Origin of the sequence: Allosphingosinicella indica (assembly GCF_900177405.1) — a bacterium.
Classification (GTDB): Bacteria; Pseudomonadota; Alphaproteobacteria; order Sphingomonadales; family Sphingomonadaceae; genus Allosphingosinicella; species Allosphingosinicella indica.
In genome coordinates this window covers 1,496,059-1,509,144 of record NZ_LT840185.1, presented here as the reverse complement: position 1 = coordinate 1,509,144, position 13,086 = coordinate 1,496,059, and the positions used below count along the sequence as shown (strand labels likewise).

General features: G+C 66.4%; 10 protein-coding genes, 1 tRNA gene and 1 pseudogene. 5 read left to right on the top strand and 7 right to left on the bottom strand.

The window, feature by feature from the left end; translation table 11 throughout:
- The first annotated feature begins 86 nt into the window (after window positions 1–86).
- From B9N75_RS07490 to clpB, 3 genes and pseudogenes are all read left to right on the top strand, one after another.
- Window positions 87–1,718, top strand: coding sequence for a M28 family metallopeptidase (locus B9N75_RS07490; protein ID WP_085218234.1), 1,632 nt, complete (start codon window positions 87–89; stop codon window positions 1,716–1,718).
- A gap of 105 nt (window positions 1,719–1,823) precedes the next feature.
- Window positions 1,824–2,134, top strand: a pseudogene (locus B9N75_RS07485) (GIY-YIG nuclease family protein).
- 168 nt (window positions 2,135–2,302) lie between these two features.
- Window positions 2,303–4,882 (top strand): ATP-dependent chaperone ClpB, encoded by a 2,580-nt coding sequence (gene clpB, locus B9N75_RS07480; protein ID WP_085218233.1) that lies wholly within the window; start codon window positions 2,303–2,305, stop codon window positions 4,880–4,882.
- Window positions 4,883–5,110: 228 nt separating this feature from the next.
- Here the strand turns inward: clpB and B9N75_RS07475 are convergent, their stop codons facing one another.
- A complete protein-coding gene (locus B9N75_RS07475; RefSeq protein ID WP_085218232.1) occupies window positions 5,111–5,842 on the bottom strand; it encodes a metallophosphoesterase family protein in 732 nt (243 codons plus the stop codon).
- A 111-nt stretch (window positions 5,843–5,953) separates the two neighbouring features.
- Here B9N75_RS07475 and B9N75_RS07470 point away from each other — a divergent pair.
- Window positions 5,954–6,027 (top strand) — tRNA-Gly (locus B9N75_RS07470).
- Window positions 6,028–6,049: 22 nt separating this feature from the next.
- Here the strand turns inward: B9N75_RS07470 and B9N75_RS07465 are convergent.
- The 4 genes from B9N75_RS07465 to rpsM all read right to left on the bottom strand — a co-directional run bounded on the left by B9N75_RS07465 (window position 6,050) and on the right by rpsM (window position 8,625).
- On the bottom strand, window positions 6,050–6,460 hold the full coding sequence (locus B9N75_RS07465; RefSeq protein ID WP_085218231.1) for a tetratricopeptide repeat protein: 411 nt from the start codon (window positions 6,458–6,460) through the stop codon (window positions 6,050–6,052).
- A gap of 163 nt (window positions 6,461–6,623) precedes the next feature.
- The gene (locus B9N75_RS07460) at window positions 6,624–7,688 is read right to left on the bottom strand and encodes a DNA-directed RNA polymerase subunit alpha (RefSeq protein ID WP_085218230.1); all 1,065 of its coding nucleotides are present in this window, start codon (window positions 7,686–7,688) and stop codon (window positions 6,624–6,626) included.
- 98 nt (window positions 7,689–7,786) lie between these two features.
- Entirely contained in the window at window positions 7,787–8,176 is a 390-nt protein-coding gene (gene rpsK, locus B9N75_RS07455) for a 30S ribosomal protein S11 (RefSeq protein ID WP_085218229.1), read from the bottom strand.
- A gap of 80 nt (window positions 8,177–8,256) precedes the next feature.
- Window positions 8,257–8,625 carry a 30S ribosomal protein S13 gene (gene rpsM, locus B9N75_RS07450; protein ID WP_085218228.1) on the bottom strand — a complete coding sequence of 123 codons (369 nt, stop codon included), beginning with the start codon at window positions 8,623–8,625 and terminating at the stop codon, window positions 8,257–8,259.
- Window positions 8,626–8,876: 251 nt separating this feature from the next.
- Here rpsM and B9N75_RS07445 point away from each other — a divergent pair, with 251 nt between their 5' ends.
- Window positions 8,877–10,013 (top strand): glycosyltransferase family 2 protein, encoded by a 1,137-nt coding sequence (locus B9N75_RS07445; protein WP_244552290.1) that lies wholly within the window; start codon window positions 8,877–8,879, stop codon window positions 10,011–10,013.
- Window positions 10,014–10,020: 7 nt separating this feature from the next.
- On the opposite strand, the gene B9N75_RS07440 is transcribed toward B9N75_RS07445, so the two are convergent.
- Both B9N75_RS07440 and gdhA read right to left on the bottom strand, forming a co-directional pair.
- Window positions 10,021–11,289 (bottom strand): glycosyltransferase family 39 protein, encoded by a 1,269-nt coding sequence (locus B9N75_RS07440; RefSeq protein WP_172840835.1) that lies wholly within the window; start codon window positions 11,287–11,289, stop codon window positions 10,021–10,023.
- Window positions 11,290–11,571: 282 nt separating this feature from the next.
- Complete coding sequence (gene gdhA / locus B9N75_RS07435) at window positions 11,572–12,948, bottom strand: NADP-specific glutamate dehydrogenase (protein ID WP_085218226.1); 1,377 nt, start codon at window positions 12,946–12,948, stop codon at window positions 11,572–11,574.
- Between the last annotated feature and the right edge of the window lie 138 nt (window positions 12,949–13,086).

Sequence of the window (13,086 nt, the reverse complement as noted above, 5' to 3'; positions counted from 1 at the left end):
GGCCTTGGTGATGCAACACGCTGAGTCACCCTTTTCCCGCGACGAACCGCCGCTATAGTCGCGCCCGCATCACAAAGGGGATTTCCATGCGCCTTGCCTTCGCCGCCGTCGCCGCCGCCCTGCTCGCTTCCGCTGCGCCCGCGCAGGCGCCTGCCCAGCCGGAATTCTCGGCGGACCGGGTGAAGGCCGACATCGAGTTTCTCGCCGACGATCTGCTCGAAGGGCGCGACACGGGGACGCGCGGCTACGACATCGCCGCGCACTTCGTCGCGACGCGGTTCGAATCGATGGGGCTCAAGCCCGCATCGAAGGACGGCTGGTATCAGGAGGTGCGCTTCCGCGAGACCAAGCTCGCCGACCCTGCGCCGGTGCTGACGATCGGCGGCAAGAGTTATGAGAACGGCCCGCAGGTGCTGATGGGGCCGAGCGCGTTCGAGACCAGCCAGACGATCGCCGGGTTGCCGGTGGTGTTCGCGGGCTACGGCCTTCACGCGCCCGATCGCGGCATCGACGATTATGCCGGGCTCGACGTCAAGGGGAAGGTCGTCGCGGTGCTGAGCGGCTTCCCCAAGGGCATGGCGAGCGACATCGGCGCGCATCTCGCCACCGACAAAGGCAGCGCGGCGGAGCGGCAGGGCGCGGTCGGCATGGTCTCGATCCTGACGCCAGAAGCGCTGAAGGTCGCGCCCTGGGCGCTCCGCCAGCGCTATGCGGGCGAGCCGGGCTTCACCTGGCTGAAGCCCGACGGCCAGCCGTTCGACGACGCTCCGGGCCTGCGCTTCGGCGCGCAGTTCAACGAGGAAGCGGCAGCGAACCTGTTCGCCGGCGCGCCGCGCAGCCTGAAGACGGTGCTCGGCGAGGCGGCCAAGGCGGGAGGCAAGCCCAAGGGCTTCGCGCTCAAGCAGACCGTCGGCATCACCCGCGCCAGCGCGCACAGCGAGACGAAGAGCCCCAACGTCATCGCGATGCTGCCCGGCTCCGATCCCGCGCTCGCCAACGAATATGTGCTGCTGATGGCGCATCTCGACCATGAGGGGATCGACGCCAAGAAAGCCGACGGCGACCGCATCTACAACGGCGCGATGGACAATGCCTCGGGTGTCGCGACGATGCTGGAAGCGGCGCGCGCTTTCGTCGCCAGCGGCGTCGCGCCCAAGCGCCCGATCCTGTTCGCGGCGGTGACAGCCGAGGAGAAGGGCCTGCTCGGCGCGCAATATCTCGCGAAATATCCTGCGGTGCCGGCACCCGGCAAGGTGGTCGCGGTCGTGAATCTCGACATGCCGGTGCTGCTCTACGACTTCACCGATGTCGTCGCGTTCGGCGCGGAGCATTCGACGCTCGGCCCGATCGTCGACCGCGCCACGGCGTCGGCGGGCGTCAAGCTCTCCCCCGATCCGATGCCCGAGCAGAACCTCTTCACCCGCTCCGACCATTACCGCTTCGTGCAGGAAGGCGTGCCCTCGGTGTTCCTGATGACCGGCTTCGCCAATGGCGGCGAGAAGATCTTCAAGGACTTCCTCGCGACGCACTACCACAAGGTCAGCGACCAGACCGACCTGCCCTTCGACTGGAACGCCGCCGCCAAGTTCGCGCGGATCAACTACGCCATCGCCCGCGAAATCGCCGACGCCCCCGAGGCGCCGCGCTGGTACCAGGACAGCTTCTTCGGCGATACCTTCGCCAAGGACGCCCCGAAGGCGGCGAAGGCGGGGAAGTGAGGCGCGCTCACCTATTCGTCATGCTGAACTCGTTTCAGCATCCATCCCGGTGACGGTCGCGATCGTCTCCCGCATGGACCCTGAAACAAGTTCAGGGTGACGGGTATGGAGCGGAGTCCGGCGGTTTACATCCTAGCCAGCGCGCCACGCGGGACGCTCTACATTGGGGTACCTCGGATCTCATGGCGCGGATCTGGCAACATCGCAGCGGCGCGACCGGGGGCTTCACCGCGCGCTACCGCGTTCACCGGCTCGTCCATTACGAGTCTTACGATGACATGGAGGCCGCAATCCTCCGCGAAAAGCAGCTCAAGCGCTGGCATCGCGGTTGGAAAATCAACCTGGTCGAAGCGGCAAACCCGCAATGGGGCGATCTGGCAATCGGCTTGGGCTTCGAGCCGTTGCCTCGACAATGATTGTTCCTAACCGTCATGCTGAACTTGTTTCAGCATCCATTCCGGTGACAATCGCGACCGTCTCCAACATGGACCCTGAAACAAGTTCAGGGTGACGGCAGTGGGGCTCCATCTTGTGTTGTTTTCGGGCAACACCATATCCGCTCGAACGGCAATTGAGGGGCTGTCATGAACCTTGAGAAATTCACCGATCGGGCGCGCGGGTTCCTGCAGTCGGCGCAGACCGTCGCGCTCCGCATGAACCACCAGCGGATCACCCCGGCGCACTTGCTGAAGGCGCTGCTGGAGGACGATCAGGGCATGGCCGCGGGGCTGATCGCGCGCGCCGGCGCAAGTGCTGACGCCGCGGTCCGCGCGGTCGACGCGTCGCTGGCGCGCATGCCGGCGGTGACGGGCAGCGGCGCGAGCGCGGCGCCGGGGCTGGACGGGGAGACGATCCGCCTCCTCGACCAGGCCGAGCAGATCGCGTCCAAGGCAGGCGATTCCTACGTGACGGTCGAGCGGATGCTGCTCGCGCTGGCGCTCGCCACCACCACCGATGCGGGCAAGGCGCTCGCCGAAGCGGGGCTGAAGCCCGAGGCGCTCAACACCGCGATCAACGAATTGCGCGGCGGCCGCAACGCCGACACGGCCTCTGCCGAAGACCGTTACGACGCGCTCAAGAAGTTCGCGCGCGACCTCACCCAGGCGGCGCGCGACGGCAAGCTCGATCCGGTCATCGGCCGCGACGAGGAAATCCGCCGCACCGTCCAGATCCTCGCCCGCCGCACAAAGAACAATCCGGTGCTGATCGGCGACCCCGGCGTCGGCAAGACCGCGATCGCCGAAGGGCTGGCGCTGCGCATCGCCAATGGCGACGTGCCCGACAGCCTCAAGGACCGGCGGCTGATGGCGCTCGACATGGGCGCCCTCATCGCGGGCGCGAAATATCGCGGCGAGTTCGAGGAGCGGCTGAAGGGCGTCCTCGACGAGGTGCGCCAAGCCGAGGGCGAGATCGTCCTCTTCATCGACGAGATGCACACGCTGATCGGCGCCGGCAAGGCCGAAGGTGCGATGGACGCGGGCAACCTCCTGAAGCCAGCGCTCGCCCGCGGCGAGCTGCACTGCATCGGCGCCACCACGCTCGACGAATATCGCAAATATGTCGAGAAGGACCCGGCCCTCCAGCGGCGGTTCCAGCCCGTGTTCGTCGGCGAGCCGACCGTCGAGGACACGATCTCGATTCTCCGCGGCCTCAAGGAGAAATATGAGGCGCACCACAACGTGCGCATCACCGACGGCGCGCTGGTTTCCGCCGCGACGCTCTCCAACCGCTACATCTCGGACCGCTTTCTTCCCGACAAGGCAATCGACCTGATGGACGAGGCCGCGTCGCGGCTGCGCATGGAGGTGGAGTCCAAACCCGAGGAGATCGAAAGCCTCGACCGGCGCATCATCCAACTCAAGATCGAGCGCGAGGCGCTGAAGAAGGAGACCGACCAGGCCTCCAAGGACCGGCTCGCGACTCTGGAGGCCGATCTCGCCAATCTCGAGCAACAGTCCGGCGAGCTGACCGCGCGCTGGCAGGCGGAGAAGGACAAGATCGCGGGCGAGGCCAAGGTCCGCGAGAAGCTGGAGGCGGCGCGGCTCGAGCTGGAACAGGCGCAGCGGGCGGGCGACCTCGCCAAGGCGGGCGAGCTTTCATACGGCACCATCCCGGGCCTCGAGAAGCAGCTCGACGCGGCGCAGGCCGCGGGCGCCGGCGCGATGCTGCGCGAGGAAGTCACCGCCGAGGACATCGCGTCGGTCGTCAGCCGCTGGACCGGCATTCCGGTCGACCGGATGCTGGAGGGCGAGCGGGAGAAATTGCTCCAGATGGAAGCGATCATCGGCAAGCGCGTGATCGGCCAGGAGGATGCGGTGAAGGCCGTCTCCGCCGCCGTCCGCCGCGCCCGTGCGGGCCTCCAGGATCCCAACCGGCCGCTCGGCTCGTTCCTGTTCCTGGGACCGACCGGCGTCGGCAAGACCGAGCTCACCCGCGCGCTCGCCGGTTTCCTGTTCGACGACGATGCCGCGATGGTGCGCGTCGACATGAGCGAGTTCATGGAGAAGCACAGCGTCGCGCGGCTGGTCGGCGCGCCGCCGGGCTATGTCGGCTATGAGGAAGGCGGCGTGCTCACCGAGGCCGTCCGCCGCCGCCCCTATCAGGTCGTGTTGTTCGACGAGGTCGAGAAGGCGCACGCGGACGTGTTCAACATCCTGCTCCAGGTGCTCGACGACGGGCGCCTTACCGACGGGCAGGGCCGCACGGTCGATTTCACCAACACGCTCATCATCCTGACTTCGAACCTCGGCAGCCAGTATCTCGCCGGGCTCGGTGACGATCAGGCGGTGGCCGATGTCGAGCCGCAGGTGATGGAGGTGGTACGCGGCCACTTCCGGCCCGAATTCCTCAACCGGCTGGACGAGATCATCCTGTTCCACCGGCTGGCGGCGGGGCACATGGCGCCGATCGTCGACATCCAGGTCGCGCGCGTCCAGCGGCTGCTCAAGGACCGCAAGATCACGCTCGATCTCACCGACGGCGCGCGGGCGTGGCTCGGCCGGGTCGGCTACGATCCGGTCTACGGCGCGCGGCCCTTGAAGCGCGCGGTGCAGAAATATCTGCAGGACCCGCTCGCCGACAAGATTCTCAGAGGCGAGGTGCGCGACGGATCGACGGTGAAGGTCGACGAGGGCGACGGCGCGCTGGTGCTGAAGGCGGCCTAATGTTCCCCGGCGAAAGCCGGGGCCCAATGGCCGCCGTCCGACACAGACTGGGCCCCGGCTTTCGCCGGGGAACAGCGGCATTGGCGTTCAACCCGTCACCACAAGCCGCAGCCATAACCGCCATCGTCACCCTGAACTTGTTTCAGGGTCCATGCCGGAGACGGTCGCGACTTTCATCGAGAGGGATGCTGAAACAAGTTCAGCATGACGGCGGTTCGAGGTGGCCCCTCAGTCCATAACCCTGAGTTTCAGCTCCAGCCGGCCGCCCTCGGCGACCAGTTCGTTGAACGAGGGCCGCGTAGATCGCGTGCGTTCGGAAAGCGTACCCGCGCCGATCATGCGGATCTGGCGATCGCCGATCGCATGCGCGATATCGAACGGATCGTGGACATGGCCCGAGATCACTGCATGCGCCCCCGCTTCCGCCAAGATCTTGAGCGCCGCGCGCCCGCGCAGCGTGCGTCCGCTCGATTCCAGCCCCTGCTTGTCGACCAGCGGATGATGCGCGGCGACGATGCAGATGTGATCGGGATCGGCGCTGGCGAGCAGTTCGACGGCTTTGCGCAAGCTGTCCTTGTTGACCACGCCCCACGACCAATTGTGCCGCCATTGCGCGCGCGCGGTGGTGCGCAGCGGGACGATCGACACGCCCTTCAAATCCAGGGGCCGCTCGACCAGCTTCTGGACGCGGCCGAAGCGGCGATAGGGCCGAACGAACCGCTCGAACGGGTTGAAATAGGGAAGATCGTGGTTGCCTGGTTCCACCGAGACCGGCACCGGCAGCGCCTCCAGCCACTTCGCCGCCGCTTCGAACTCGGCCGAGCGCGCCCGCATCGTGAGATCACCGGTGCAGACCACCGCATTGGGCCGCTCCGCCTCCACCGTCGCTGCGAACCAGTCGAGCGCGGCATGGTCGGCCTTGCCGAAATGGAGATCGGAAACGTGGAAGATGCGTGTCATGTCCGCTGTCCTGAACGCCGGCCGGGCGGCAAAGGTTCGATTTGCCTGCCCACAAAGCGCATGACGGCCATCTCGACAACCCCGGCGGCGCGCCCTAATTGATGCCGGAACGCGGGTGTAGCTCAATGGTAGAGCAGAAGCTTCCCAAGCTTACGACGAGGGTTCGATTCCCTTCACCCGCTCCACGCTAGCGCGAGTGCGAGGGCTTCAAACAGCTTTCAAACTAAGCGTAGCGAGCAGCGCCTGCGCTTCCTCCCGCTCATATTCCGAAATATAATCGGAACGGACCGCCGCCGTTAAAGATCGCAGCGCCATCTGGCGATCCGCGCGCACCCCGGTGCCGTCCAGATAGCATTTCGCGATATCGAGCTGCGCGCTCCCATCGCCCGTTTCGGCGACGCGAGTGAACCACTGGAACATCGCGCGGAGGTTGCCGCGTTCCCGATAGAGGATGGCGATGTTGTTGCCCGCCGCAATGTTTCGGCCGATCCGCCAGGCGCGCCGATAGAGGCGCATCGCTCTGTCCTTATCGACCGGCACGCCCGTGCCGACGTCGAACATATGCGCCAGGCGGCTCATGCAATAGTCGTCGCCCAGCGCTGCGCCGCGCTCGAACATTTGGCGCGCGACGTCGAACTTGCCGTCTTCTTCGGCAGCATCGCCAGGATGAAGAGGGCAGTGGTATCGACCATTCCGCAGCTTGGCACATATGCGGTTCAAAGCAGAAGGGCCGCCCCCTCGCGGGAGCGGCCCTTCTTCATTCCAATGTGACAGGCGGGCCTCAGCCCATCAGTTCCTGTTCCAGCTTCTTGGCCATTTCCTCGATATTCTCGGGCGGCCAGCCGGGGATGTCCATGCCGAGGCGCAGGCCCATCGACGAGAGGACTTCCTTGATCTCGTTGAGGCTCTTGCGGCCGAAGTTCGGCGTGCGCAGCATCTCGGCTTCGGTCTTCTGGACGAGATCGCCGATGTAGATGATGTTGTCGTTCTTGAGGCAGTTGGCCGAACGCACCGAAAGCTCCAGCTCGTCCACCTTCTTCAAGAGATAGCGGTTGAGCTGGTTGGCGTCGGCCTCCGTGTCCATGGTGCCGGTCGCCGCGAGGCCCGCGGTGGTCGGGACGGCATGGGCGATGCCCTCGTCGAAGTGGACGAAGAGCTGGAGCTGGTCCTGCAGGATGCGCGCCGCATAAGCGATCGCGTCGTCCGGCGTGACCGTGCCGTCGGTCTCGACGGTCAGCGTCAGCTTGTCGTAATCGAGCTCCTGCCCGACGCGGGTGTTCTCGACCTTGTAGCTGACCTGGCGGACCGGCGAGTAGAGCGCGTCGACCGGGATCAGGCCGATCGGCGCATCGACCGGGCGGTTGGCGGCGGCGGGCACATAGCCTTTGCCGACTTCCGCGGTGAGCTCCATGTTGAGCGTCGCGCCGTCGTCGAGATGGCAGAGCACGAGATCGGGGTTCATCACCTCGATGTCGCCGCTCGTCGCGATCTGGCCGGCGGTGACTTCACCGGGGCCGGTGGCGGAAAGCTGGAGGCGCTTGGAGCCCTCGCCTTCCATCTTGAGCGCGACCTGCTTCACGTTGAGGACGATGTCGGTGACGTCCTCGCGGACACCCGCGAGGCTCGAGAATTCGTGCAGCACGCCTTCGATCTTGATCGCGGTGACGGCGGCGCCCTGCAGCGACGAGAGAAGCACGCGGCGCAGCGAGTTGCCGAGCGTCAGGCCGAAGCCGCGCTCCAGCGGCTCGGCGACGAAGGTCGCCTTGCGGCGGCTGTCGCCTCCGGCCTTCTTCTCGAGCGCGTTGGGCTTCTTCATTTCCTGCCAGTTCTTTGCGTTGACGGCCATGGTCTTCCCTTGGGCTCGGGCGGGGGGCGGTCCCCGCCTTTTGGACTTCGTAAGCGAGGAGGGCGGAGCCGCGGCGAACCGCGGCCCTCAAGCCGTCCTCAGACGCGGCGACGCTTGGACGGGCGGACGCCGTTGTGCGGGATCGGCGTCACGTCGCGGATCGAGGTGATCTGGAAGCCGACCGCCTGCAGCGCACGGAGCGCCGACTCGCGGCCCGAACCCGGACCCTTGACCTCGACCTCGAGGGTGCGAACGCCGTGATCGGCGGCCTTCTTGCCGGCATCCTCGGCGGCGACCTGGGCGGCATAAGGCGTCGACTTGCGGCTGCCCTTGAAGCCCATCATGCCCGCGGACGACCAGGCGATGGCGTTGCCCTGCGCGTCGGTGATGGTGATCATCGTGTTGTTGAACGTCGCGTTCACGTGCGCGACGCCGGCGGAGATATTCTTGCGCTCGCGACGGCGAAGGCGCTGCGGTGCTTGTGCCATTTCTTCTGACCTAACCTAAAGTCTTGCGTGACGCCGGTGCAGTCTGAGACGCGCCGGCGGAGAAATCAGCCCCTGCGGACTTACTTCTTCTTGCCGGCGATCGGCTTGGCCTTGCCCTTGCGGGTGCGCGCGTTTGTGTGCGTGCGCTGGCCGCGGACCGGAAGGCCCTTGCGATGGCGAAGGCCGCGATAGCAGGCGAGATCCATCAGCCGCTTGATGTTCATCGCGGTCTCGCGACGAAGATCGCCCTCGACCGTATGATCGGCGTCGATCGTCTCGCGGATCTGGAGCACTTCCTGATCCGAAAGGTCCTGCACGCGGCGCTCCGGCGCGATGCCGAGCTTGTTGGCGATTTCCACGGCCTTGGTGCGGCCGATGCCGTGAATGTAGGTCAGCGCGATCACTACGCGCTTGTTGGTCGGGATGTTGACACCCGCGATACGTGCCATGTGACTTTTTCTCCTGCTCCACAGGGCGGATGGCGTCCCGCCCTATCTCAGCGCTTCGATGGCCCGGCGAATCGGGCAGCCCTTGAACGGACGAAAGCGGCGCGCGCACGGAATGCGCCGCCGGAATTTCCGGTTTCGGGATGAGACGCAAATAGGGATGGCCCCGGCCCGAGTCAAGCGAGTCGGCAGCCGCTGGGGACGCGCGCGCCGCCCTCTTCTACCTGTCACGGAAAGCCGCTAGTCCGCCAGCGATGATCGACATGCGCGAGGATGAGACGAGGGCTGCGGCGGACGGGCCGATCGCGCTCGCCATCATCATCCCCGTCTTCCAGGAATCGGCCAATATCGCCGAGCTGGCCGCGCGGCTCGCGGCGGTGCTTGAGGGCGTCGCCTGGGAAGCGATCTTCGTCGACGACAACAGCCCCGACGGCACCGCCGATGCGGCGCGCGCACTGGCGCGGACCGACCGGCGCATCCGGGTGATCGAGCGCGTCGGGCGGCGCGGGCTCGCCTCGGCGGTGATTGAGGGGATGCTGGCGACCGCCGCGCCGCTCGTCGCGGTGATCGACGGCGATCTCCAGCACGACGAGGCGCTGCTGCCACGGATGCTCGCGGCGATGGAGGCCGATCCGGCGCTCGATCTCGCGATCGGATCGCGCTTCGTTGCCGGGGGCAGCGATGCCGGCCTGTCGGACAAGCGCGCGGCGCAGTCGCGGCTCGCCACACGCCTCAGCCGCGGCGCGATCGGCGCGGACCTCAAGGATCCGATGAGCGGCTTCTTCATGGCGCGCATCGAGACCATCCGCGAAGTGCTGCCGCGCCTCAGCGCGATCGGCTTCAAGATCCTGCTCGACATCTTCACCTCGGCGCGGCGGCCACTGAAGTTCGTCGAGCTACCTTATGCCTTTAGAAGCCGCGGCGCGGGCGCCAGCAAGCTCGATCGCGCGATCGCCTTCGAATATCTGGTGATGCTCTACGACAAGGCGTTCGGCCGGATCGTTCCCGCGCGCTTTGCCTTGTTCTCGGCGATCGGCGCGCTGGGCGTCGCGGTCCACTTTGCCTTCCTCACCGCGATGTTCCAGGGCGCGAACACCAGCTTCGCGGCGGCGCAGGCAGTGGCGACGCTGGGCGCGATGACCTTCAACTTCGCGCTCAACAACAGCCTCACCTATCGCGACCGGCAGCTCCGCGGGCCCAAGCAACTGCTCAAGGGCTGGCTCTCCTTCTGCGTCGTGTGCAGCGTCGGCGCGCTCGCCAATGTCGGCGTCGCGACCTGGCTGTTCGAGACGCGCCACGCGCTCTGGACGCTCTCCGCGCTCGCCGGCATCGCGGTCGGCGCGGTGTGGAATTTCGCGCTGTCGAGCCGCTTCACCTGGAGCCGCTTCTAGGGCCGCCTCACTTCCAGCTCTCGAGCCAGGTCCAGTGGGCAAAGGCGCCTTCGTCGGCAAGCGGGCGGGCGGCGAGGACGGGGTAGAAATAATAGAAGAGCGCGGCGGCGACGCCGAGGAAGACCGGCGGTAGCCAGTTCGTCCAGCGGCCGGTGCAGAGGCGGTGCAGCGCGCCCGCCAGCGCCAGGCACAGGAACAGCGCCGGCATATAATAATAATAATAGAAGCCGATCTTCTTGGGGATCACCGCGAACACCAGCCACGAGAAGAGGAACAGCCCCGCGACCAGCAACAGCGCGCCGTCGTGGCGGCGGAGGCCCGTCCAGAGGCAGGCGACGGCGGCAACGAGGCCGCCCCACATGATCGCCGGATTGCCGATGAAGAGCACGCCGCGCATCACCCCCTCCACCCGCTCGTAGAGATACCAGATCGGCCGGCCGATGACGGGCCAGCTCCACCACTGGCTCTCATAGGGATGCGGCGAAAGCTGCTGCGTCTGGAGGCGGAGCAGTTCCATCTGGTGGACGAGAAGATCGCGCGGGGCGAGCGGATTGGCGCCGACGAAGAACGCGGGTGTGAAGGTCGCGAGATAGATGGCGAGCGCGGGGACGGCGAGCAGCAGCGCACCCTCCGCCGCGGACACGCCCGCCCATCCGCGGCCGCGGAGGCGGAGGACGAGATAGGTGAGCCCCGCCGCGCCGGCATAAGGCACCGCCGCCCATTTGCAGCCGATCGCACAACCGAAGGCGATGCCGGCGAGCACCAGCCGCCAACGCACCGCCCTTCCTTCCCTTTCGCGCGCATCGAGCAGCAGCCACAGGGCGGCGAGCAGAAAGGCGCCCATATAGACGTCGAGCATCGCGATGCGCGCCTGGATGAAGAGCAATTGGTTGAGGATCGCGAGCGTCGCGGCGACCAGGCTGACCCGGCTGTCGCGCCACAGCGCCTGCGCGATGCCGAAGATGGCGGCGACGGTGGCGGTGCCTGCGACCGTGCTCAGCACGCGCCAGCCCCAGGGCGTATCGCCGAACAGGTGCATCGAGAGGCCGATGAGCCATTTGCCGAGCAAAGGATGCTCGACGTTCACATAGGCCGCGCCCGTGAACAGCATCCGCGCCGCGGGCACGTAATGCGTTTCGTCGAACATCATCTGGTTGGGCTGGCCGAGCCCGACGAGGAACAGGATTTGCGCGGCGGCGCAGACGAGGAGCAGCGCGAAGGCGGGCTTCAGCGCGGGGAAGAAGTCGAGGCCGGAGGTCTGCGCTGGAGCGGCCATGCGGGAGGGGTTAGCCGGGCGCGGCGGGGTTGGAAAGGTGGGGCGCGGCGCTCCCTCCACCGTCATGCTGAACTTGTTTCAGCATCCATGCCGGAGACGGTAGCGGCTGTCTTCACGATGGACCCTGAAACGCGTTCAGGGTGACGGCTTGTGACTACGGAACGGGCGTCGCGGCAAAGCCGCGCCGTCGGTCGGGCTCGGCGGGGACGACCCGCCGGCCGGTCTTTCGCCTCTCTCGCCCAAGCAACGGGCGCGCTGCGCCCGTCGCTTGGTCTCGGGGCTTCAGACCACTCCGAACGCCAGCATGGCGTCGGCGACTTTCTTGAAACCGGCGATGTTGGCGCCGCGGACGTAATCGACATAGCCCTTTTCGCGCTCGCCATATTCCAGGCAGCGTTCGTGGATGCCGTCCATGATGTCGCGGAGCAGCCGCTGCAGCTCGTCGACCTTCCAGCTGATCCGCGCGCTGTTCTGGCTCATCTCGAGGCCCGAGACGGCGACGCCGCCGGCGTTGGCCGCCTTTCCCGGCGCGTAGAGCGTCTTGGCCTTGCGAAACAGGTGCACGCCTTCGAGATCCGTCGGCATGTTGGCGCCTTCCGACACCGCAATGCAGCCGTTTTTGATGAGGAGCTCGGCTTCCTTGCCGTTGAGCTCGTTCTGCGTGGCGCAGGGCAGCGCGACGTCGCATTCGACGCCCCACGGCCGCTCGCCGGCGTGGAAGGTCGCGGTCTTATACTCCTTGGCATAGTCGCTGATCCGGCCGCGGCGGCGCGTCTTGTGCGTCTTCACCCAGTCGATCTTCTCCTGCGTGAAGCCGTCGGGATCGTAGACGAAGCCTTCGGAGTCGGAGAGCGTCAGCACCTTGCCGCCAAGCTGGACGATCTTTTCCGCCGCATGGGTCGCGACATTGCCCGAGCCGGAGATGACGGCGCGCTTGCCGGTCAGGTCTTGGCCCTTGGTCTTCAGCATATTCTCGAGGAAATAGACGGCGCCATAGCCGGTCGCCTCGGGGCGGATCAGCGAGCCGCCATATTCGAGGCCCTTGCCGGTCAGCACGCCCTCGAAGCTGTTGGTGATCCGCTTGTACTGGCCGAACATGTAGCCGATCTCGCGCCCGCCGACGCCGATGTCGCCCGCCGGCACGTCCACGTCGGCGCCGATGTGACGGTAGAGCTCGGTCATGAAGCTCTGGCAGAAGCGCATGATCTCGCCGTCGCTCTTGCCCTTGGGGTTGAAGTTGGCGCCGCCCTTACCGCCGCCCATGGGGAGGCCGGTGAGCGCGTTCTTGAAGGTCTGTTCGAACGCCAGAAACTTCAGGATCGATTCGTTGACCGACGGGTGGAAGCGCAGCCCCCCCTTATACGGTCCGATCGCATTGTTGTTCTGGACGCGGTAGCCGCGCTGGACGCGGATGTTGTGCTCGTCGTCCTCCCAGCTCACGCGGAACGAAACGACACGATCGGGCTCGGCAATGCGGCGGAGGATCTGCCAGCGGTGATATTCTTCCTTGCCCTCGATAAAGTCGAAGATGTCCTCGGCGACTTCCTGCACCGCCTGCACGAACTCGGGCTGGCCGGGGTTGCGGCGCTTCACGCCCTCCATGAAGCCTTCGATACCGACATGCTCCGACGGCGCGGCCGTTCCATCGCCTCTGCTCATCAAACCCCTCCCACATAGATGAAATCGGCGCCGGACTGCCCGGAGTCGAAACGCGGGTTTCATATCATGTTTCGGGGAAATTGAAGCGCCGATCCGGCAGTTTCGTCGCCGGGCGGGAAAGGTTGGTCGATGACGGCG